Genomic DNA, 23,325 nt, shown 5'->3' on the forward strand with positions numbered 1-23,325 from the left:
GAAATACACCTCCTTATCCTATTCCAAGATATTTTCTTTTTAGTTCTTCATTATGGATAAGATCCTGCATTTTACCTGAGTGAACCGTTCTCCCGTCATCAATTAATGTATACATTTCGCCAATTCGACTCGCCATAATAAAGTTTTGCTCTACAAGTACAATAGACGTTTGTTTCTTCATTTCCACGATGGCCTCCATTACTTTCTCTACCATTATTGGCGCCAGCCCTTTGGAAGGCTCATCAATTAAAATTAACTTACTATCATTAATAAATGCCCTTGCCATGGACAGCATTTGCTTTTGACCACCTGAAAGATGTCCGCCAGCCTTTTTCCAAAATTTCTTTAAATCAGGAAACAGCTCCAGCACATAATTTTGTCGCTCTAAGGTAACTGCATCCTCTTTGCGCATCGCCACTTTCATATTTTCCTCTACGGTTAAATCTGCAAAAATTCCTTGGTTTTCAGGCACATAACCTATACCTAATTTTGCCACTTTATAAGTAGGGCTTTTTTTAATAGAGTGTGAGTGGAATTTTACCTCTCCCTTTGAGGCAGGCGTTAATCCCATAATCGTTTTTAAAGTAGTCGTTTTCCCTGCTCCATTTCTTCCAAGTAGTACACTTACCTGACCTTCCTTTGCCTCAAAATTGACTCCCTGCAAAATATGGTATTGGCCAATATATGTGTGGACATCATTTAATTTCAGTAAGGTGTTCATCGTACAGACCCCCTAAATATGCATTTTGTACGGTTTCATTTTTCATAATGTCCTGTGGGGTTCCATCCGCAAGAAGCTGACCATTAAACAACACCATAATCGAGTCAGACAAATCTAGAATCATATCCATCTTGTGTTCAATAAGGAGAATGGTTTTATCCCCCTGGTTTTTTATTCTGCGAATGATCTCTAAAATCGTTGGTACTTCCTCTAAGGACATTCCGGCCGTTGGTTCATCAAGCAGAAGAATTTCTGTATCAAGTGCTAACAACATAGCAATTTCTAGCTTTCTTTTTTCCCCATGAGACAGCATTGTTGCCAGGGCATCCCTTTTATTATCGAGTAAAACGAGTGTTAATAGCTCCTCTGCTTTTTCTGTAATCGCCTTATAGCTTTTATAATGGCGAAATAATTGGTAACGTACTTTCTCCTTTGATTGCACAGCCAAACGAACATTTTCTAAAACCGTCAAGTTTGGAAAAACATTAGTAATTTGAAACGATCGCCCTAGCCCCATACGCGTTCTTTCTATAGCCGATTTTTGTGCAAGTGATTGTCCCTTAAAATAGACATCTCCAGTAGACGGCATTAATTCCCCACTGATTAAATTAAAAAAGGTTGTTTTACCAGCACCATTTGGTCCAATAATTGATTTCAAATGCTTTTCTGGCATATTAAAATTCACATGGTCTACAGCTATGTGTCCGCCAAAACGAATCGTTAAGTTTTCTGTTCGTAAAATAGGCTCCATCGTATTCTCCTTTCTAACACTTCTATCGCTCTTCATCCATTCTGATTGAGATTAGATGAAGAGAGATGAAGAGAGACAGAATTATTTCTGTCTCCACCTTCACTAATTCATAACTGGTGGTGCCGTTTCTTCAGGATTAAGCTCACGAATTAGTACTGGTACTGGATAATCTACACCCTCTTGTTTTTCAAGACGGATCGAATACATCGACTGTAATGCTTGATGGTCTTCTTCTCGGAATGTCATCGTTCCTTTTGGTGTTTCAAAGGACATCCCTTCCATAATACCGATTAGTTTTTTCGCATCTGCATCACCTTCTGATTTTTTCAGGGCCTCTACAATAGAGATTGCAGCTGACATTCCTCCTGGCGTAAATAAATCAGGAACCTCATTAAAGCGTTTTTGATGTTCCTCTACTAACCATTTATTCACATCATTTTGTGGTAATGTATGATAATACACTGAGAAGCCTTCCATACCTATTAACGGATTCATAAAATTAAGTGCGATAATATCTGGTGCACCTGTAGAAATTTTAATGCCCTTCTCTTGGATTTTTAGATCGGCAATTTGATTCCAAGGTGAGTTAGCCCCTGCCCATACAACAAATAAATAATCTGGTTTTGCATCAATTACTTTTTGCAAATTCGATGTGAAATCTGTTGCCGCTGGATCAGCATATTCCTCTAAGACTATATCCGCACCTAGCTTTTCCGCCGCTGTCTTAAATGCATTCACCCCGTCCCAGCCAAAAGAATAATCTGGTGCAAAAGTGGCAATCTTAACACCCTTTCCAGCGATCGCTGCGGCAGCTGCATAAGCATCCTGAGAAGAATTTCGACCAGTTCGGAAAATATAGTCATTAAATTCTGAGCCCGTAATACTATCCGCTACCGCAGGCTCTACAACCATGATTTTTTCATATTCTTCCGCAAGTGGTAGTACTGCCAGCGTATCACCTGAGCTGGAGGAGCCAACTAAGAAATCCACCTTGTCATCCTCCAATAACTTTGTCGCCTTTTGTACTGCAACCTCTGGCTTTGTTTCTGTATCTTCATAAACAATCTCTATTTTCTTTCCGTTAACCTCCATCGTACCGTCTGTAGCATATTCAATCCCTAAATCAAACCCACGCTGTGTTTGTTTCCCATATGACTCAAGAGCCCCCGTCAATGACGCAAGTACACCAATTTTAATAGTGCCACCTTCTTCAGAAGTTCCCTTTGCATCATTCTCTGAATCCATATCATCCGTTGAACTATCCTTCAATCCCTCTCCATTACAAGCAACTATCATGATTGTGAACATCATTAACAGCACAAATAACCAATATCTCTTCATCCTCAAACCCCTTTCATAATGAGCTAAATAGAAAGCGCTTTCGTTGCTATGTCATCACTATATAAAAGTCCAGTTACAAATTAGTTACAAGATAATAGGCTCAATATTTGAGCCTATTATCTCTGCGACGAAAGTGAAGCGGAGCGCAACGGCAGCAATAAATCTCTTCAGTAGTTTTATATAAATTTTATATTAATTCATTATTAATAATATATTATCCATGTTAAAATCTGGTCTTTATAATGAAGATATCACTTTTAAAAGGGGGAACTAGGATGGAGTTTAGTAAACTTGGCAATAGCGGATTAACAATTAGCAAGATTGCATACGGAAATTGGATAAATCATGGGGGTAAAGTAGATGAGGATACTGCAAAAGAGTGTGTTAAAGCAGCACTAGATGTCGGTATAACAACATTCGATACTGCTGATGTTTATTCAGACACTAAAGCTGAAGAAATACTTGGCAGGTCTTTACAAGGTATACGACGCGAGAGCATTGAACTATGTACAAAGGTGTGTCATCCGATTGGAACTGGGCAAAACGATAAAGGTTTATCTCGAAAACATATTCTAGAAAATTGTCATGCATCTCTGCGTCGGTTACAGACCGACTATATAGATGTCTATTATGCACACAGATTTGACCCAACTACTCCTCTTGAAGAAACGATGCTAGCATTCGCAGATCTTGTAAGACAAGGTAAAGTGCTTTATATCGGTGTAAGTGAGTGGACAGCAGAACAAATCACCCGTGGTGCAGCACTTTCAATGGAATTGAATATTCCGCTCATCGCTAGCCAACCCCAGTATTCAATGTTGTGGAGAGTTATCGAAAGCGATGTGATACCAACCTGTCAGCGTGAGGGACTTGGGCAAGTAGTATGGTCACCTCTTGCACAAGGTGTTCTCACTGGAAAATATCTACCCCGAAAACCAGTACCAACTCAATCACGTGCTAATTCTCTTGCTGGCAAACCATTTTTTCATAAACTTGCACAACGTTGGATGAACGACAATGTGCTCACTGCTATCCAAAAGCTTAAACCTATTGCACAAGAGATTGATCTTACCCTCGCTCAACTCGCAGTAGCTTGGGTATTACAAAACCAGAACGTTTCCTCAGCAATTATCGGAGCCTCGAGCCCAGAACAGGTTAGAGAGAATGCGCTCGCTTCTGGTGTCAAGATAGACATTGAAATAATGAATCAAATTGACAAAATATTAGAAGGTTGCGTTGAGTACGATCCGAGTAAAACAGGTTAAGTTTGCACATGACTTTACCAGAAATATATATAAATCTTTGAAGTCTTCCTTTAATACTTAAGTTAAATTAGAATTCTTCCTTTCTAATTTTTTAGTGCCCATCCCATTAAGATGGGCTTTTATTTTTGGTGATCAAATTGGAAAATCGAATACACCTCTCTAACAACTGTTAAGAAATGATCTACTACTGCAGATTTTTCATCTTCTCTCCATCCAACATATAGATTTACTTTTGGTGTAGTCTCTTGGATTTTTTTATAGATTACCCCAGGACGTTTATAACTTTCCACCGATGATGGAACGACAGAAACTCCCATTCCTGTTGCAACTAAATTAACAATAGTTTGCATTTGAATTGCTTCTTGAACAACATTTAAACTTACACCATGCTCCCAAAAGTAGCTAATAATTAAATCATAAAAATTTGGACCCATTTGACGTGGAAACAAAATAAATGGTTCATCAATTAACAATTGGAGTGGAATTTCGGGCAATGAGGCGAAAGGGTGATCTTGATGTAAAACCAGTCTTAAAGATTCTTCAGAACAAACTTCAGAAGATAGTATTCCATTGTTCTGTTTAGAACGAATAAATCCAATTTGAATTTGTTTCTCATAAAGTGCTTTTAATTGCTGCTCCGTTGTCATTTCACGTAATACAAGATGGATTTTAGGAAAGCGTTCTCGAAATTTATTAAGCACTTCTATAACAATTTCTGTGGAATCGACAAAACCGATGATTAAGTTCCCTATTTTCCCTTCAGCTGCAAGTTGTGTTTCTTTTATGGTTCTTTCTAATTGAAACAGTGTTTGTTGAGATCCTTCTAAAAATACCTTCCCAGCATCTGTAAGTTCAACCATTCTTTTTGTGCGATGAAAAAGTTGAACTCCTAATTCTTCTTCTAATTTACGAATTTCTTGGCTTAGAGGAGGTTGTGCCATCCTAAGACGTTCTGCTGCACGACTAAAATTCAATTCTTCTGCGACCATTATAAAATATCGCATTTTCCTAATATCCATTTTCATCTATCCCTTCTACTAAAATTCAATAAGGACTTTTCTTTTATTATCATTTAGGAACTTAGTATTTTCGCAGCCATGCTTTTTATGTTTTACAGCTCTTTGGTACTAGGAGAGGAAGATATAAATCCGCCTGTATTTCTTGTTTTCGGTAGGAAAGACAAACTGTTTCATCAATATGCCTATATTCTAAATGAAAAGTTGCCATCAATTGCTGTTTCAAAAAATGAAAAAGCTAAAGGTAGTCAACAATATCCTCTAGCATTTCATCCGAGTTATTAATTTTTTCATAGTCTGGAGTCTTGCCCATACCTGGAAGATCAATATAAATTCGCTTCCAACCATTTCTTTCTATCAATTTCGCCTTGGCGTAATTGCGTCCGGATTTTGAATTGTGCCCGCACAATTCATTCCTTTGAAAATCCGTGACATCCGCCGGAGGCTTTATCTTCATTCAGTAATTTTTTAACCTATAATTAAGTCATAAACAACCATCGTTGATTCCATTGGCGTTGTATTAAGTTCTTTTTTTAATTGTTGCACACATTTTTGGTACCATTTTAATGCAAGAGAGCGGTTTTGTAATTGATAGTAACTATACATTAATAGCCGATAGCCCTCTTCCCATAATGCATCCTCTCGCAGCATTTTTTCCGCATAAAAAATGGCTTGTTTATAGTTTTGTTGTCTCGTCGCATTTTGCGCTAATCTTTCTAGTACTTCAATATATAACGATTGCAGCTTTTCACGATCCTGAATGAGCCAATCTAACTGCTTTTTTTCGGCATAGAGTACATCTGTATAACTTATTTCAGCAAGTAAAAGCCATTCGTTTGATAATTGTGGATCAAACTCCTCCATTCCTAACTCATAATAATAGAGAAAGCGTTCAACATCGATCTGCAAAAAATGAATATGCTGTAATTGATACATATTATTTTTTCGCTGAATAAAAAAGCTATCTTGACGGGCATTTCGATTTGGCTCAAGGACCTTTAATAAAGCGTTTAATACTACTTTAAAATCTCGGTCTAGTGAATCAGCCTTCCGCTCTGGCCATAATGCCTGAGCAATCTCTTCCTTTGGTGTATACCTATTTCGGTGACAGTATAAATAGACGAAGAGCTCCTTCGATTTATCGCGCTGCCATTCTTTATCCTCTAACTTTCGATCCTTTCTAATTAAGTCTAAACTTCCTAAAAAATTTACCTGCACCTCATCTTGCGGATAAACAATACTTTCCTCTACTTGAAAATAGCGACGCATTGCCAAAATAGCCACATTTTCACCATCACATTTTTTACTATATTGTAAAAGTTCATAAAATATCATCCTATTGAATGGCCCGAGAATAGTTTTTCTCTGTAAAAAATACTCATAACCATTTGACATACATATTTGAGCAAACTGCTGAAAATTCACATTAAATTGCAAGGCATTATTTTCATAAAAAGCAATAATCGAATGATAAAATAAAACATGCATCTCCCCATTTCGATCGCCACAGTCTAGAAATAATTGCTGAGCCTTCCGCAATAATTGCTGTGCCCGCTCAAATTCATGCTGAGAAAGAATGATCTTCACCTCTGCAATTAATATAAGAGCGGTCATCCAAGTATCCTGAACCTGCTCCGTTTCCTGTAAGCCAAGTGCTACATATTTTTTAGCTGATAGGATATCTCCTTGCGCATGTTTAACAATCGCTAAACCCATAAATGGTTCAGCTTTCACGCGTGAAATATTAATCGTATTCATCAATGTAAGGGCTTTCTCATAAGCCTCGCAAGCCCCCTGATAGTCTGGAAAATCTATTAATAGTAAAGCATGTGCTTTTCGAATATAACCAACAGCCTCAATAAAAATAGACCTTTCACGTTGCCCTCTACGAATCCCAAGCTGAGCAGCATACCAAGCATCCGTGCCCAGACCTAATAGCGCATAGACAAATGATACTAACAGCTCACTTTCTCTATGTGTCGCTACAAGCTGTGGCGGTAATTCCAATCTTTTTGCAAGTAAATACTTTGCCTCCAGTAACTTTCCCGTTCTTAACAATATTCGAACATCGACATTCGCTCTTTGTAGCACTTCCTCTGTCAAAGCAACCTCCTCCGTAAATATTTGTGCACCTTTTGCTTTTCCTAAATTCACTAAATTTTCAGTATATTGTCGTTGCAATTCTAGCAGTTCTTCATTGTTTAACGGTGTCTGGTTCGCTAATTCTAATGCTCTTTTTAAATGCGGCTCTGCTAATGCTGGCTGGATTGTATCGAGATAAATATGTGCTAATCCTGCCTGTGCCTTCGTCATAAAGAGATAGTCATTTTTATGTTTCGCTATTTCCGAACACCATTCGTACGCTTGCTTTGCTTTTTCATAATACGCACGATAGCGATGGCATTCGCCCTCAAAAAAATATAATTTATAGTATTTCGTTTTTTCCTCGGCAGTAAAACGATAGATTTTTTCTAATAGCCACTCAAACTGGCCAGCCCGTATAAGGTCTTCAGCATAATTTTGTAATAGTTCACCACAAAAATAGTGATCATTCGTTCTAAATGCATGATAGAGAACTGCATGTATATTGTTTTGTTTTACATAATACAATGCTGCTTGTTTATGTAATGCAATATATTTTAAAGAGTCTTGTTGCCATTTTAGCTCCAAAAATCGACTAAACAAGGCATGGAAACGATATAATCCATCCGTTGTCATTGGTTGAATAAATAGGTGCCGTTGTACAAATTGTTTTAACGCCTCCGCTACCTCCAAGCCATAAAAGCGGGCAATGAATTCCTCTGAGAAAGTAGGAAAAATCGCCAAGCTTAATAATACTTCTTGCTCAAATGCTGTCATCTTTAAAAAAACTTCCTCCGATAAATAAGCAAAAAGATCATTTGTAGATATGTTTAACCATTGATCTAATGTCTCATTGTTCCATTGTTCTGCCAATAAGGAAATACTAATTGCCCAACCTTCTGTAATTTCTAAAACTTTAGAAATTTCATCCTTTACTAAGTGCACATCTACATAATCCTCGAAAAAAACAGCAATTTCCTCCGAAGAAAATGCTAATTCTGCTTCAGAAATAACGAGTAATTTTTTTTGTAGCTTTAGTTTTCTTGTAATATCCCAATTTGGCAAAGTTCTAGAAGCGATAAAGAAATGAGTATTTGGAGGTGAAAACTCTATTATTTTTTCCATAACATAATTAATATGAAATTCATGGTCCACTTGATGGTAGTCGTCTATGACAATTAAAATCGATTCTTCGATTTCACATAAGCTATTAACAAATAATTTATACAAGCGATTAAGTTCTTCTATTTTCGGAAAGCGTGATAATTGATTCCATGCATCAAATTCTTGACCGAAACCCGGAACAACTCGTTTTATACTAAAAAATAAATGCCTTAAAAAGGGTAATAAATTGTCATCTTCCTCGGACACACTATACCAAGAAAATTTGCTTGATTCTGTGTGTAGAAATTGTGTAAGGATGGTTGTTTTGCCATATCCAGCACCACTAAGAATAAATGTACAAGTGTATTCTAGGCACCTTTTTAATTTTCTCATCAATACAGCCCTACTAATACAATGTTTAGAAGGACTAGGTGGAATACATTTTGATTGAATTATAATGTCTGTTGTCAATTGATAATAACCCCCATTCTCTTTGGCGATACGTAAGGTTACAAACTTTCGCAGAAAAACATTAAATCTTTCAAATAGTTAAATTATTGACATTCTACCATATACTATATGTTATTTGACAGAATTGACTTGCTTAAATGAGGTTTTATTTTAAATGTTTGGTGAGGCACAATGCGTAGCTTCCCCGAAGACTTGGAGCTTTTTTATGAACGCAAGCTCCGCACGTAATAATTCATTTTCACTTTCTAATTCCTGCTCACGAGTTAATTTCTTTTCTTCTAGCTTTCTTCGGTTTGTTTGCCAATGATGGACTCCTTTTGATTTTGGAGAAATTCCATCTATATCATGCTTTCTATATGCAGAAGCCCAAGATGAAGCCATCGAATCATTTGGAAGATTGAATTTATGAGCTACTTTTCGGATAGATTCTCCACTATTTAATTAATAGTTTATGACATCTAATTTGAATTGAATAGTGTAACCTGCATGTCTTGCCCGTTTTCTAAGAGAATCAAATCCTAATGCAGCTACCTGTTTTAACCATATTCTAACCACTCCATGACCCGAAATTCCAAATTGAAGGGCTAAATGTCTATAACCACCCTCACCTTGAAAATAAGCTTCCACAACTTTCTTTTTAAACTCATAATCGTACTTTGACAAAATAAAAACACCCCAATCGTTAGGTTTTTTGTCTAACTTTTGGGGTACAGTTCAGATGAGTATCTTCTAAAAGGTGAATCTATCTAATTATTTGTTCGAATTCTTCACCATTAACTGTAAGAACGGCTTTTAATGGTTTGCCATCATTTTCTGTTTCAGATGGTAAAGATGCTAAAAAGTGCAACACTCCAGTTTGTAATGGCTCAATATAAGTAATATTTGAATAAGTGAAGTCTTTACCCCCATTTTCTTCTAGCGTAGAAAATGTTGTATATTCATATTTATCATCGTAAATAATTTTTACACTTACAAAATCACTTGCTTCTTTTCCTGAAGTTTGTAAACTTTTCACCGTAATAACAGTGTCTAAAAACACTTGATTTGGTTCTTTATTTTCATAGTATGTGTAGAGATCACCTGGATTTGGCGGATTAATAATTTGACCAAGATTATTGCTATTTAAAGTGATTTCCGCAAAATCATTCACAACCATCACTTCACCTATTTTTATTTGAGGTGTGGCTTTTGATTCTTCAGGTTAAACATATCCACTAGTTCCAGTGAATTGAAGAAAAATCCAATCACACTATTTATTAAAAAATCTTAATTTAGACACCTTTTAGGCACCATTTAATGAAAAGTATATGTATCTATCAGTACACATCTTCATCTTGGAGTGGTCTTTTCTTAAATTCAATTAAAGCTCTCGTCAGCATAATAAGAAACTATCCCCTTAGTTACATCCAAAATTTATCCCCTTCAATTTATCTTATAAAGATATGGACCACACATTGATTCATGTGTATGAACATATGTCCAAGTAAAGTTTTTATCAAATATATAAATATCTTGTTGTGTATCAAAATCCCTCGATATCACTTCATTAGCATTTGTATAAAGGAATATTATTGGTGAATCTTGATACATTACATAAAATGCTTCTTTAGATAAAGTATCAAATGCTTTTCTGGCCACTTCTTTTTCCAAGCATTTTTGCTTCTCATAACTGAAAATATGCCATTTAAACTGATCATAATATATTTCTTCTTTTAAGTTTTCACTAATGTTTTGTGCGAATGTCTTATCCCATAAATCAATAATTTCCTCTGCTTCATTAACTAATTTTATGACGACACCTTTTTCACGTAAGTTTTGTTTATATATATACTCTTCTTGTATAAAAACTATTGACCAAAAAACATTTTCTAATTCTTCTTCTGGTAAACAGTCTAAGATTTTATCAATTTTATCTCTAATCATCTTTTCCTCCAATGTCGTAGAATCTGTTTTATGTAAAAATCGAACCTTTTTATTTCATTCTCAATTTTCTTGCTTACATTTTAAATTCGAACCTATATATACATTTGGGTTGACATGTAATAAAATATTTACATACGAAATATTTCGAATTCGGGAATTATTCACTCTATAGCACTTGAGGCTCTTTTAAATTCCCATCTGTTAAAGATAATAAGTGTATTGTATGGGGAAAACAATATTGATTTAGCAGTCCTTTACTTTACTGCATATTCAAAAATTAAAATCCTTGAAAATCTCCAAAAATAGGTTGTAATAATGAATTAATTAGTGTGAACTTATCGAAAAAGAGAATAATACCCATGGCAATCATAATACCGCCACCCACTTTCATAAATATTCCACTGTATTTTCTAAGCCAATTGAATTTTGAAATGAAGAAAGCCATTAATAAAAATGGCATGCTAAAGCCGATGATATAGGCAGCCATATACCATAACCCTTGTGATGGATTTGTTCCAACTAAAGCCAAAGTAGCTGCAAGGATTGGGCCCGTACAAGGCGTCCAGCCGATTGCAAAGGCTAGCCCGATCAAACTTGAGCCAAAATAGCCCGCAGGTTTATTTTTAATATGTAATTTGTGTTCCTTCATCATAAATGAAGGCTGTAAAAGTCCTACTGTAATCAATCCAAAGATGATCATTAAAATGGCACCAATTTGCCTAATCAAATCACCGTATTGGAAATACCAACTTTCTATTTTTGTTGCCCCTTCAGCTGTTCCTAAACCTAACACTAAGTAAATAATCGAGAATCCCATTAAAAAGAAAATCGTATGAAATATTGCTTCTTTTCTGCTTCTTATTTGCCCTTGCTGTATTTCTTGGACGCTCAAACCTGTGATATAAGACAAGAAAGCAGGGTATAATGGAAAGACACAAGGTGAAAGAAACGTAAGTAATCCAGCTCCAAATGCCAAAACAATAGAAATATCCGCCTGCATAAGTACCCCCATTTTTTCTAGTTATTATCATAACTTACAACGAAAAGAAAAAGAAATAGTTCCTTTATAAAATTTAGATACAGTTATATTACACAGTTGTTAAGCAGTTAAAAAACTTATTTAAACCTTCTAAGAGCCAGCGAAGCTCCTATTGTGAAAGGTTACGTACTTCCTTTTGATCTTTTAGCTATTGCAGTTTCCCATTTTTTAGCCGTTTATAGAGTCTAGTAAAGCCATCCCCATCGAAATATTCTACTCCTTGATTTCAATAAAAAAAGAGCTGCACATGCAACTCGATGTTCTTCAAGTAAAGCCTCTGTTAGTCTTCTAGATAAAGATCCAGCAATTTTTGTTACTGAAAGAAATCCACTTCGTATGAGGATTGCTATTGATAATATACGGGGGTTACTTAGGTTGCTCCAAAAAATTCATGTGTAGGAACCCCCATATTTACAATACTTCGTTCTCAGATAGTCTTTACATTGGTTTTTCCTGACTGTATATAACCATGCTTTAATCGTCCACTTATCTTGATGTTGGTCAAGGTGAATGATGTATTTAAGAAAAATTTCTTCAACAATATTTTCTACAAGGTACGGGTCTTTTACATATCCCCAAGCTATTTTTTAAGATTTATACTGTATGACGTTATTAGATTTGTAAGTTGATATTCATTTGTATTTTCTCTAATAATGTGACCATCGTTAATTAATTTAGATAGGAAATGTAAACACGCTTTCATTCGACTTTGATTTCATTTCTACGTTTCATATACCATTGGTAAAGCGAGGCAGCTAGTTCTAATGGTACATCGTCAACACCAGTATGATGTACCGGTTTAGCTCGATTAATTGTTCTGATAGATGCCAGACCAACCATTTGTTGAACAATGTTCCGAGTTACTTTCACTTCAATGATTTTATCTCGTTTTGATAAGAATAAAGAAGTGGTCAGACTCCCTGTTTTGAATTGAATAAATTGATCGTTCATAATGTATCGAGTATTACAGAAATCTAGCAATCTTGATACTGCAATAAGAATAAACAGGACAGCAGGTAAGATCCACCAAGCTTGCTCCACTTCTAGAATACTTGGTTTGAAATAAAATAGAACTGCCGTTGTAATGATCCAGATCCAACTTGGCTTAAATAAGCGCACCCATAGGGATTTTCTAGGGAGACGAATCATCTTTGTTGTTACTTCATAAGATGGTAATATTTCCGAAACCATTTCATATGCCCGTTTAACAGGTAAAAATGGATAGAGTGAATTGATTTCAAGTGTATCTTCGCCAGAACTCAAACTGCCTGCACTGGTCAGCTTCACTTCGGCAAGTCCAAGCAATCGTTTCATGATGGACTGCTTAATTTCAATTGCCTGCACTTTTTCTTTGGATATTGAAAAAGTAGTTTCTTCGATTACACCTTTCGTAATGTAAATACGATCATGGTCTGAGGAGATTTGATATTTCCCATATTTTAAAAATGTCCGAACGATACCGAAAGTAGCAGAAACAATGACGAGTACAGTGATAATGATCGTCATCATCCACCCAGAGCTCATTATACTCATAAAAATTCCTTCGACTTCTTCTTCCACATGAAAAATTTGATTGATTTTAAAATAAAAAGAACCAATTAAAGGAAAAAGAATAAAAAAGCTTAGCGATGTAAAGGAGGCTTTTAAAATGTCACTTTTCGTCGGCTTAAAATGAATGGTTCGATTCAAATTCACATTTTCTGTATCCATTTTAGAAGATAATTCAATATTGTCATTGTTAGAATTAATGGTGGTTAATTCATGGCGGCTAGCACTTGTTATATGTGCTTCTATTCGATCTGCTTCTATTTGAGAAATCACTTCAAATTTTACAGCAGCTTCCTCACCCCTCATTCCCGTTTCAAAATTAGTCGAAGTCACTTTAAAAATCCGGTGGAGTAAAGATGTATGTCGATTCACGTTTTGAATTTTAGAAAAAGGAATAGTTCGCTCAGATTTACTGAAAAATCCTTTGTAAAGGTGAAATGATCTATCATCGAGTTCGTATTTATGGGTGAACCACTTCAATATAATTGATATAAGTGAAATTCCAAAAGCTAGGAAAAAAATAATCCTACCGTATATTACGAAGTTAGATTCCGAATCAGCTTTTATCACGAATAAATAAATTACAAAAAAAATGGAGTTTTTGACTAATTTCCATAAATTAAAAAGAATGAGAAGTGGATGGTATCTTTTTGTCTTCGTCATGATTCTACTTCCTTAATTTTTGCATAATGAGCAATCTGATTCCTTAACTTAATAGCTACATCTTTAGGTAGGGCAGGAATTATGTGTGATGACCCCATTGTTTCAATTGAAATTGAGCAAAGTCCATATTTTCTAAGTAACGGTCCTTGTTTAGTTGCAACCGATTGAATTTTTGTCATTGGGACAAGTTGATGCTCTTCATATAATACGCCTGATTTTAATTGTAAAAACTCTTCATCTACATCATAACGCCAGTTTTTATAAAGTAAAAACGGGTTGATAAATGACCAAGCTGCTCCTAGCACAGCGATCACTGTTATACCAATCAAAATCCAATCAATCCATTCTTTCCATAAAAAACGGTAATCTAAGTAAAGTAAAATCCCAATAATCATGAATCCGATTAGATTCGTGATCATTTCACTTATTAACCATACTTTGACCGCATCCTTGGATAATCTTTTTTGAGGTGCATTCGTTTGAGAATACATAAAAATCACCGCCTATATTTTTAAACTACTATTAAGATTATTCATCCAGAATTTATATTCAAATGATGGATCTTTCTACACGAAGGACATCTAGCTTATACTAAAACTGATATAATATCACCAGCTTAGCTTTCTGAATCGGAGAATGTTTGAGCATTACGGTGATTGTTAAACTTTAGATGCTCTAAGTTCATTCATTGTGCCAATTTTAACAATCTGTCCTTCTTTCATATTTCTGTTTTTCCGATTACTAAAATACCGGATTTTCCCTTTTATTGTTTTTTATTTCCTTCTTTTTTCTACATACTAATGATAGTTTTACCCGCTAAGTTATATAGTCATAACACCACAAATAATGGATAGAAACAATTTCAGTTGTATGTCTAGCATTCAATAATATCGCTGCAATATCGGAAATCGTTTTCATCCCTTCAACGATTTTTTCAATCTACCATTATTATAAGCGTTCTTTCTTATCTCTTCTGAAACTCTCCCTTAATTTTTCCTTAATTCCTATATTTTTAGTTAGTGAATTATATGATTATTTAAATATCAAATTGAATAGGAGCATCTTCATGAAAGATGCTCAATTGTCGATGATTAAACTAATACCTGGTTTAGTTGAATAGCAACAACCTTTTAGAAAATAGCTTAAAATAATATATAATGAAAAAATTAAGTCACTCATTTTTTAAATGAATGACTTTGTATGCTTTATTTACGTATGTTTCTTTTTAGTTAAAATGTGCAATAAGCCTAATAAATAATAAATTACACTTGTCATGATGACACTATAAAATAACACAGTGATTGAAGTTGGACCCCATACTTTCATAAACGTCCAGTTATATCCCAAAAATTTTGGGAGCATATTTGTAAGTGTCAAAATTGTTGCTACAATCAAAGAATGTATGAAAAACAACAAAATCCTTTTTATATTTAATGATGCTTTAATGCTTTGTTTTCTAACTATCTTCCTCAGGGTTTTTAGCAATAGAATGCTAAAAAGTATCCCAAAGCCGATGACAGTAACGCACAGAAACGTTACTATTTTATCCATTTTTTCGGGACCCCCAGACTGAATATTGTTAGCATTTTTCCCTCCCCACAAATCCATCACACCTTGACCTATAGCTGTTGTATAGCTAGTATTCATATTGGCCAATACAGCTACTCCTAATTGTTCATTTGGCTGCATAATGAAATATGAAGTGAATGTTGGGTTTTCTCCAGCATGGAATATATATTGATTTCGGTCTTTTTCCATGACTCCCCATCCACTAGCATAGTATGTATCCGTATCGAAAGGCTCTACGGAGTGATCAGTAATATGTGATTCTTGAATAATTTTTTTATCAATAGAATCAATTTGATTACTTCCTAACTGCAAGTTTAACCATTTTGCTATATCATTTGTATTGCTTATTACATATCCAGCAGGTACATTTCCACGATAGATAGGTGGTGTGTAACGTTGTTCTCTCATCAGTCCTAATTTATAGCCTGATGCCATGTCAGCAGATTTAATTTGATGAAGACCAACAAATGTATCTTTCATATCAGTTGGCTCTAATATATGTTGTTTTATAAACTTTTCAAATGGCTGTTTTGATACTTTTTCAATAACGAGTCCCAAAACATCGTAATTAAGCGTTGCGTACTCATATGAGCTACCAGGTATACGATTCAAAGGCTTTTCAAGTAATTTTTTTACAGTCAACTCAAGAGCATTACTTTCGTTACTTTCAGGGATATCAGCTATAGTGTAAGTTGATATGCCACTAGTATGATATAGTAACTGATTTATTGTGATAGACTGCGGCTCCTCATTATATTTTAGTTTCAACCATGGAATGTACTTTCTGACATCATCAGAACGTTTTAACAACCCTTCCTTTTCCAATTGTAAAATAGCTAATCCTGTAAATGCTTTCGAGGTAGACCCTAGTTCAAATAAAGTATTAGAAGTAACTGGTGTTTTTGATATAACATCAGCATATCCAAAGCCTCTTTGATAGACCGTTTTCCCCTTCTCTACAATTACTAACGATAACCCTGGAATTTTACTGATTGCTCTTTGCTCTTCTATAAAACTTTCTATCTTTTTAATTTTTTCCTCTGATTCTGCCTTTACAATTGTCGGCGTAAAACTATAAAACGCTACAATCATAGCAATTATAACCACTAACATTTTTGGTGATTTCATTTTCATGTCTCCTTTAGATCTAGATTTTTAATAAGCATCGGTGGGTAGAAAGAATTAATTTCCTTACAACATCGTTTACTATAACAAGTAATTAGTACTCAAACCATCGTTTAACATGACTAAAAACAACACAACATGACAATTTTGTAACATATAATGCTATACACAAAAAGACCAGTACTCATTATTGAAGTGAGTCCTGGTTTCAATTGTTTATAAGGCTTAAAAGTAATTCTTCCACTTGGGGTTTTTAAAGCATGATTATACTTGATCACTATAGTCAATAATAAAAGGAATGTTTGTTTGTATATATTACAGTCATCATAGTTTATAACGAGGAAATTAAAGCAGGAGTTTAGTAAGTTAATGAACAAGCTAAGCAATTCAATTCAGAACATGGAACAGATAACTATTATTGGTTGTCTGCTTTTTTGTATGTACTTTTATATCCTGATTTCCTAAAATGGAAATATAGAGGAGGAATTTTAAAAATGAAGAAAAAATTAATTTTTAGTGCAGCATTAGTATTAAGTTTAGGATTGGCAGGCTGCGGAGGAGAAAAAGCAAAAGAAGAACCTCAAAAAGAGAATGATACTAAAACTGAAGAACAACAAAAGGTTCTAGCTAAAACAGTAGATGATGTAATTAAATATTTTAAAGAAGATGGTCTAGAGCTAGGAGAAGTTTCAGATTTACCAAATGATGAATTTGGAAACATACGAAAAGAAGGTAAACGAATTTTAATTCCTTCTCTTGGCGTTGATTCAGGCGGTCGATTATTCTTATTTGATAGTGAAGAAAACTTACAAAAAGCTAAAAGTTACTACGATGAATTAGGTAATTCAGGACCCATGTTTTACTCACACACACATCAGAGTGGCTTATTCTTAATTCAAATGAATGGCGATATGGAAGATAATGAATTCGCTAAGTACGCAGCTTCACTCGAAACAGCTGTAACAGGTTCTACTACCATTAAAATCAAAGAAGAAAGCAAAGCAAATAAAGCAGATAATTTAACTGTAGCTAATGTTGGTGATGTAGTAAAAGACGACTTTGCTGGTACATATACAATCACTGATTTATATGAAGCACCAACTGATAAGTATAAAAGTGCTGATGTTGAGTTTTCTATTGATGGAATTAAAACAGCTAAATTAAAGGCGGAAAATCCTGATTTGATTGAAACCGCAGCTGAAACAAATGTCCTTATTTTATCAATCACAGGTGAGAACTTATCTGATGATACTGTAAGCTTTCATCCTGACACAGCTAAAATGACTACTGATACTAAGCGTCAAATCGAGGCGAATGTCATGATTTCTCCTTATGAATCTGAATTTATTGGAAAGGTCATTCAAAAAGGTGAGGTTATTTTTGATTTAGGAGAAGAAGGTTTAGAGGGTGTGAAGGAATTGAAATTTATATTTGAACCAACATCAAAAGATGCTAGAAAAATCGGAGAAGAAATTACTGTTGTTGTACCAGTAAATAAAAAATAGTCACTCAGCGGCTTTTTAATTTTAGGAGGTTATGTATGAGGTTTGTAAAAGGGCTCATAGGTCTCATATTAATTATGGTTGGTCCTATGTTGCTAGTCATAACGATTGACGATTCTTTATTAATCAAAAATATACTTTTAAAAGTTTTAGGAACGTTTTCTATTTTTATTGGTGCAGATATATTACATAGACAATTCCATCCAAACAAGTACAAAAAAAAGACCAGCCCGGCTAAATAAGCTTTGCTGGTCCTCGTTTTCCCTATTTAATCGATCAGTGGTCATTGTACCATTCTGCAAATCCTTCAAGTGCGATTCTTGAATAATGCCATCTTTAACCGCCTGTGCAATAAAGTTTTTTGTTTCGAGAGCTATATAATTCATAATCTATCAATTTTCTTCAACTGGCTTTAGTAGATTGGCTTTAAAATACCTACGGGAAGCCAAATACATTGTTCGTCATTCGCTTCCAAGTTATCCTTTACACATAGATAAGCATTAATTGAATCACTCACTGAATAAACAATGCTTCCTTTTTGCATGACTTTTTCAGTTTTAGAATCTATTAATGGATAGGACTTCGCTTCGGTATCCTCTGTTACCTCATAACGTACACCTGCTTTTCTATTCCCTCTATCTACCATTCTACCCAATTCGCTAACTTACATTGTCTGTTACTTATTGATTGTGAGAGGCTATCCCTTTCCTCTATCCAATTATAAAAAGACACAGGACGTTCATTAGAATGAGTTTCTTCTTTAAATTGCGGTTATAGGCTCCACTATTGAACGCTCTACAGCTTTACTTACGTCCCTACAAAAATTACTGGAAATTGGGTATACGTTTGAGGAAATAAAGGAGCCTTTGAGGAAGTAATTGAACAAGCTAAACAGTCTAATAGGATCGTGAGACAGATAACTAATATCGGTTTTATGTTTTTTATGTACTTTTATCTTCTAATTCCCTAAAATGGAAATATAGAGGGAGGAATATTTGATGAAAAAATTAGTATTTAGCGCAGCATTAGTATTAAGTCTTGGACTAGCAGGATGTGGAGAAACTACTACAAAAGAAGAAACACCAAAAGATGAAAAACCAGCTGCTGAAACACCAAAAGAAGATGCTACAAAACAAGAAACATCAGCACCAGCAACTAAAGAGGGGAATGGTAAACTAACTGAAGAAAAGTTTAAACAAATTAAAGAAGGTATGACATATGAAGAGGTAGTTAAAATTGTTGGTGCGGAAGGTAAAGTTCTTTCTGAAACAGGTTCTACTGGTGAACCACATCATACAGTAATGTATGAATTTGAGACAGATGGCGTCTTGTCATCCTCTACTATGATGTTTCAAGGAGGTAAACTAATCAATAAAGCACAAATCGGAGTGGAAACATCTGATATTGAAATTACCCTTGACCAATTTAATAAGCTTGAAAATGGCATGACAAAAGAAAAAGTATTTGAGATTCTTGGTGGTGAAGGTGCAGTCATTTCTGAATCTGGTGATGTAGTAATGTACAGCTATAATGGCACAGTTTTAGGTGGCAATGCATCGTTAATGTTCCAAGGCGGTAAATTAATGAATAAAACTCAAATAGGTTTAAAATAAAAAGAAAACAGAATATGTTGTACATGATAAAATTGCTTCATTTGAAGTAAGAGAATATTAATTACAAAAAGACCAGGCACTCATTTTGAAGTGAGTCCTGGTCATTTGACTAAATGGTTAACGATTTGTTAACTTCTATATCTATTCTCTTTTAAATAAAAATAGCTCGTTGAAATTGATGATGTAATACCGTATTCCCTTCTTGAGGTACTCCCGCATTATTAATCTCCCATGTGTTGAAGATTATTGGATCAGGTGGGAACATTATAAGCACTTCATAAACAGGGTCAACTGGTTGCCAAGCATTTTGTGGAGTTGCATGAACGGTGAGAAGTTTTTTAGCTGGAATGGTAAATATAAGAGGAGTAGGTGCTTCATTAAAAAGTGAAGGTAGAGATTCTCCACATAAGAAGGCTTCTTTTGGCATCTCTTCTTGGCTACAACTTTGCCAATCTAAGACCGATATTGTCACTGTTTGAGGTGTATCTGTTTTATTCAAAAGAGTAACCACAATCATTTCCGTTGCAGGATTTCTCCATATTGCTCCTGTCGTAAAATCATTAGGAACTCGAGGTTGAAAAGGACTACTAGAACAAATCGGACATGAAGATACTTTATTTAAACGAATTATTTTTTTATCGCAATCACAGTTACAAGAAGATTTTATCATTGCATCACTCCCTTTAAATCGATTGATAATAATAGGATATGGCAATTTATCAACATGGTTTAGGAAATTTACTCAAGGAGAAATCACAAGATAAATAAATACAAAATCACCCTTCATTTTTGGTTTTTTCCAATTAAAAGCCCTCCACAGATGATTGTGGAAGGCATAATGTATAAAATTTTACTCAGTTATATATCCTCGTACAATGTCCCAATACACACCATAAAAAACTAAACTTTCAAGATTGAATTGCTCTACTATATTCCATATTTGTTTACCTAATTCATCACTATATTCATCATATTCCATAGTAAATCTCACATAGCAATCACCGTTAATTTGTTCTACTTTGACATTATCTATGCCTTTAGTAAGAAATAAATAATGAGCAAATTCATAAGCTTCTTTTAGATTATTTGTAAAAACTGAGTCATTTCTTAATACACTCAATTAAAATGCACCGCCTCTCATTCTACTTTATTCGATGAAAGGGAAGGATTTCCTCTTGAACTCCTTCCATCGTTTGTGCTGTGGAGTCTAAACTTTGTTTGAAATCAGGAATAGCAGCTTCGCCATGGCATCAGCCGATCGCTTGATGTAGTCGAGGTTATTATAAACACCTTGCGCTACCCTCGCCGGAATCCATTTAGCGACTTCTGCCATTTCTCGTGATGGTGAATGAATGCCTAGTTTTTTCTTCACCCATTCTGGAAAAAACTCAGCTGCTTAGAGTCAATGTAGCCCCTTGACCGTTTCCACCACCTCCTGGTGGCAGGTTATCCCCTGGTGGGTTTCCTTCGCCACCATCTGCGAACATTTGAATATTTAAAGGTAAAAAAGTTTTTAAATTAAATGGATTTTGATTCATAATTTGCTCCTTGCCCAATTTAATTATTCGATTGAATCCCTAAACTGTTCAAAAGTTTATTTTTCTCGTTCTTTATAGCGTCTGCGAGAATAAAGATAAAAATAAAAAGCCACTCAAAAATGAATGACTTGTGTAGATTTATAACAAAGTTTGTTTTAATTAATACAAGAACAAGACTATAAAGCATGATTTGGAAAAAGTACAATAGGCTATCCTAGGTTTAATTACCATTTCTCATTATATTTATGGTTCTTTAAATGAACGTATTCAGCATTTTTAATTCTCTTCCAACTACTAATAAAATTCAAAATAATCATAAAAATTACGAATAATACAGAACCCACCATGTAATGACCTAAGAAAAAGATAACAAACCCCGCAACCAATAATAATATCATTAATACTATTGCTAAGATTTGTAATTTCCCATTCTTATCATTCATATACTCAACCTCCTATTAAATGATCTTTCCGATCTTTTAATATGTTAACGTGGTTTATTTTACCATGTTTTAAAGTTTTACACAAAATCTTAATGACTTAATCACACAACAAATAAGAACACTTCTAAGAAAAACTAACATTATGATTTTTATCAAATTATTTTGCGCTAAATTGTTTTCTCCAATCCTCGTAGCTCATAAACACACAACAACGCTTGGAGGCTTTACCTGTTTATGCGCTTTGTTAAAAGCTTGTTTGTAAGTAAACCCTAAATCAGACATGTAAGCATCATGCATTGTAGTCCCTGCCTCGTCTTACTCAGGCAGTTTTCCATTAACCATGTAAATCGTGTGGCAACGACTGTATGTCCATCAATGCAATACCCCATAACCTCGGTGCTTTTGATCAAGATAAAAGTGAGGAATGAAGGTTGTAAAGTGCAAACTATGCACCTTTCGGCTGTGCACTCTTTGCACATCGGGAATCCAAATTCGATTATTGTTCATAGTAGGTACCTGTCACGTATACTGTACGTTTCGACTTTTCATTGCCATAACTACAGGTTACTTTAATGTTATGTTATTATTATCCTAATTACATAATATAAACCAATACAAAATTAAATAATGATACAAAATTATTGAGGGGTATTAACATGAAGAGAAAAACAAAGGCGATTATCGTTATCATTGGAATATTGTTCACTTTTGGTGGAATTTTTGGTTACTTCAAATTCACCGAACAAATGGAGAAACCTGTTCCTGAAAAGGAAAAAGCAATTGTTGAACATGCTGGAGTAACGCTTGAAAATAAAATTGTTACAAAAGAAGAATTGCTTTATCCTGATAACTTAATAGAACACAAAGTGAACGAAGCCATCCATAGCATGTCTCACCAAAAAGTTGAAGCTAAAGTAAAATGGGGTCACACGCAAATAACACAGGCTAAAGTTGAACGATTGTTAGATGTAGCCAAAATGAACGATTATAAATATAAAGAGCTTTACGTTTCAATATTGGAAAGATGGTCAAAAGGTGATTTTTCTCATGCTGTAGAAGATCATAACGCAATTTGGGAGATACAAGGTGGTGATGAGTCAAGAAATTCAGGGAAAGCAATTCGTTTGCTATCGCCCGAGGAAGAACAAGCTTATATTGAACACAATTTAGCATCTGACTTATATGATAAATAGCACTCATTAAATTTTTCATTGCCACAACATAAAGATATTTCAATAAGCTGTTATTGCAATATCACCTTTTTCGTAAAGATTTTTAGCGTATGCTCTACGTATGGCGTGAGCGTTGATATTTGGTAAATCATAACGCTTGGAATATTTGTTCAATTGTTTGCTTATGGCATTATTGGTTGATTTACCATTTATACTCTCGCCTTTTTTGTTATGAACAAAAAATCATTACCTACTTCAAAATGCGAGCAGATTAAATTAATTTGCATGATTAATATTTTGTACATTCTCATCAAGAAGAAAATAAGAAATTAGAAGAACAAGAAATAGAACGAAAGAAGCAGGAAGAAATAAAACAACAAGAAGAACAAAAAAAGCTTGAGGAAGCACAAACAAAAAAATATATTTTGTTTAAATTAAA

At 34.5% G+C, this 23,325-nt stretch carries 24 protein-coding genes; 4 read left to right on the plus strand and 20 right to left on the minus strand.

Annotation, left to right across the window (positions count from 1 at the left end; all coding sequences use genetic code 11):
* Positions 1-13: 13 nt before the first annotated feature.
* The 3 genes from QNH24_RS18770 to QNH24_RS18780 form a co-directional block, all read right to left on the minus strand.
* Positions 14-721: an ABC transporter ATP-binding protein gene (locus QNH24_RS18770; RefSeq protein WP_283869031.1), complete on the minus strand. Its 708-nt coding sequence runs from the start codon at positions 719-721 to the stop codon at positions 14-16.
* On the minus strand, positions 696-1,472 hold the full coding sequence (locus QNH24_RS18775; RefSeq protein WP_283869032.1) for an ABC transporter ATP-binding protein: 777 nt from the start codon (positions 1,470-1,472) through the stop codon (positions 696-698). Before QNH24_RS18775 ends, QNH24_RS18770 begins: the two co-directional genes overlap by 26 nt.
* 102 nt (positions 1,473-1,574) lie before the next feature.
* A complete protein-coding gene (locus QNH24_RS18780) occupies positions 1,575-2,717 on the minus strand; it encodes a substrate-binding domain-containing protein (protein ID WP_430675542.1) in 1,143 nt (380 codons plus the stop codon).
* Positions 2,718-3,088: 371 nt separating this feature from the next.
* Between QNH24_RS18780 and QNH24_RS18785 the strand changes: the two genes are divergently transcribed.
* Positions 3,089-4,078, plus strand: coding sequence for an aldo/keto reductase family protein (locus QNH24_RS18785; RefSeq protein WP_283869034.1), 990 nt, complete (start codon positions 3,089-3,091; stop codon positions 4,076-4,078).
* A 119-nt stretch (positions 4,079-4,197) separates the two neighbouring features.
* Here the strand turns inward: QNH24_RS18785 and QNH24_RS18790 are convergent, their stop codons facing one another.
* The 11 genes from QNH24_RS18790 to QNH24_RS18835 form a co-directional block, all read right to left on the minus strand.
* Positions 4,198-5,097 (minus strand): LysR substrate-binding domain-containing protein, encoded by a 900-nt coding sequence (locus QNH24_RS18790; RefSeq protein WP_283872890.1) that lies wholly within the window; start codon positions 5,095-5,097, stop codon positions 4,198-4,200.
* 465 nt (positions 5,098-5,562) lie between these two features.
* Positions 5,563-8,673, minus strand: a complete 3,111-nt coding sequence (locus QNH24_RS18795; RefSeq protein WP_283869035.1) for a BTAD domain-containing putative transcriptional regulator — start codon at positions 8,671-8,673, stop codon at positions 5,563-5,565.
* A gap of 228 nt (positions 8,674-8,901) precedes the next feature.
* Positions 8,902-9,132, minus strand: coding sequence for a hypothetical protein (locus QNH24_RS18800; RefSeq protein WP_283869036.1), 231 nt, complete (start codon positions 9,130-9,132; stop codon positions 8,902-8,904).
* Between the two features lie 60 nt (positions 9,133-9,192).
* Positions 9,193-9,414: a transposase gene (locus QNH24_RS18805; RefSeq protein ID WP_283869037.1), complete on the minus strand. Its 222-nt coding sequence runs from the start codon at positions 9,412-9,414 to the stop codon at positions 9,193-9,195.
* 79 nt (positions 9,415-9,493) lie between these two features.
* Positions 9,494-9,901, minus strand: a complete 408-nt coding sequence (locus QNH24_RS18810) for a hypothetical protein (RefSeq protein WP_283869038.1) — start codon at positions 9,899-9,901, stop codon at positions 9,494-9,496.
* Between the two features lie 272 nt (positions 9,902-10,173).
* The gene (locus tag QNH24_RS18815; RefSeq protein WP_283869039.1) at positions 10,174-10,674 is read right to left on the minus strand and encodes a DUF4275 family protein; all 501 of its coding nucleotides are present in this window, start codon (positions 10,672-10,674) and stop codon (positions 10,174-10,176) included.
* A gap of 277 nt (positions 10,675-10,951) precedes the next feature.
* On the minus strand, positions 10,952-11,674 hold the full coding sequence (locus QNH24_RS18820) for a cytochrome c biogenesis CcdA family protein (protein ID WP_283869040.1): 723 nt from the start codon (positions 11,672-11,674) through the stop codon (positions 10,952-10,954).
* Positions 11,675-12,102: 428 nt separating this feature from the next.
* Positions 12,103-12,297 (minus strand): sigma factor, encoded by a 195-nt coding sequence (locus QNH24_RS26340; protein WP_353051149.1) that lies wholly within the window; start codon positions 12,295-12,297, stop codon positions 12,103-12,105.
* A gap of 115 nt (positions 12,298-12,412) precedes the next feature.
* Positions 12,413-13,924 (minus strand): PH domain-containing protein, encoded by a 1,512-nt coding sequence (locus tag QNH24_RS18825; protein ID WP_283869041.1) that lies wholly within the window; start codon positions 13,922-13,924, stop codon positions 12,413-12,415.
* A complete protein-coding gene (locus QNH24_RS18830; RefSeq protein ID WP_283869042.1) occupies positions 13,921-14,415 on the minus strand; it encodes a PH domain-containing protein in 495 nt (164 codons plus the stop codon). The genes QNH24_RS18825 and QNH24_RS18830 overlap by 4 nt, the downstream gene beginning before the upstream one ends.
* A 718-nt stretch (positions 14,416-15,133) precedes the next feature.
* The gene (locus QNH24_RS18835) at positions 15,134-16,621 is read right to left on the minus strand and encodes a serine hydrolase domain-containing protein (RefSeq protein WP_283869043.1); all 1,488 of its coding nucleotides are present in this window, start codon (positions 16,619-16,621) and stop codon (positions 15,134-15,136) included.
* Positions 16,622-17,112: 491 nt separating this feature from the next.
* Here QNH24_RS18835 and QNH24_RS26345 point away from each other — a divergent pair, with 491 nt between their 5' ends.
* Positions 17,113-18,123: a hypothetical protein gene (locus tag QNH24_RS26345; protein WP_283869044.1), complete on the plus strand. Its 1,011-nt coding sequence runs from the start codon at positions 17,113-17,115 to the stop codon at positions 18,121-18,123.
* 182 nt (positions 18,124-18,305) lie between these two features.
* Here the strand turns inward: QNH24_RS26345 and QNH24_RS18845 are convergent, their stop codons facing one another.
* Together QNH24_RS18845 and QNH24_RS18850 are read right to left on the minus strand one after the other, a co-directional pair.
* On the minus strand, positions 18,306-18,506 hold the full coding sequence (locus QNH24_RS18845; RefSeq protein ID WP_283869045.1) for a hypothetical protein: 201 nt from the start codon (positions 18,504-18,506) through the stop codon (positions 18,306-18,308).
* Positions 18,507-18,532: 26 nt separating this feature from the next.
* Positions 18,533-18,775 carry a hypothetical protein gene (locus tag QNH24_RS18850; RefSeq protein WP_283869046.1) on the minus strand — a complete coding sequence of 81 codons (243 nt, stop codon included), beginning with the start codon at positions 18,773-18,775 and terminating at the stop codon, positions 18,533-18,535.
* Between the two features lie 343 nt (positions 18,776-19,118).
* Between QNH24_RS18850 and QNH24_RS18855 the strand changes: the two genes are divergently transcribed.
* Positions 19,119-19,733 (plus strand): hypothetical protein, encoded by a 615-nt coding sequence (locus tag QNH24_RS18855; RefSeq protein ID WP_283869047.1) that lies wholly within the window; start codon positions 19,119-19,121, stop codon positions 19,731-19,733.
* Between the two features lie 151 nt (positions 19,734-19,884).
* On the opposite strand, the gene QNH24_RS18860 is transcribed toward QNH24_RS18855, so the two are convergent.
* The 4 genes from QNH24_RS18860 to QNH24_RS18875 form a co-directional block, all read right to left on the minus strand.
* Positions 19,885-20,403, minus strand: a complete 519-nt coding sequence (locus QNH24_RS18860) for a fimbrial biogenesis chaperone (protein WP_283869048.1) — start codon at positions 20,401-20,403, stop codon at positions 19,885-19,887.
* 180 nt (positions 20,404-20,583) lie between these two features.
* On the minus strand, positions 20,584-20,853 hold the full coding sequence (locus QNH24_RS18865; RefSeq protein WP_283869049.1) for a hypothetical protein: 270 nt from the start codon (positions 20,851-20,853) through the stop codon (positions 20,584-20,586).
* Positions 20,854-21,121: 268 nt separating this feature from the next.
* Positions 21,122-21,271 (minus strand): hypothetical protein, encoded by a 150-nt coding sequence (locus QNH24_RS18870; RefSeq protein WP_283869050.1) that lies wholly within the window; start codon positions 21,269-21,271, stop codon positions 21,122-21,124.
* A gap of 224 nt (positions 21,272-21,495) precedes the next feature.
* A complete protein-coding gene (locus QNH24_RS18875; RefSeq protein WP_283869051.1) occupies positions 21,496-21,714 on the minus strand; it encodes a hypothetical protein in 219 nt (72 codons plus the stop codon).
* Positions 21,715-22,370: 656 nt separating this feature from the next.
* Between QNH24_RS18875 and QNH24_RS18880 the strand changes: the two genes are divergently transcribed.
* On the plus strand, positions 22,371-22,907 hold the full coding sequence (locus QNH24_RS18880) for a DUF6241 domain-containing protein (protein WP_283869052.1): 537 nt from the start codon (positions 22,371-22,373) through the stop codon (positions 22,905-22,907).
* Positions 22,908-23,325: the final 418 nt, after the last annotated feature.

Origin of the sequence: Lysinibacillus pakistanensis, from assembly GCF_030123245.1 — a bacterium.
Taxonomy (GTDB): Bacteria; Bacillota; Bacilli; order Bacillales_A; family Planococcaceae; genus Lysinibacillus; species Lysinibacillus pakistanensis.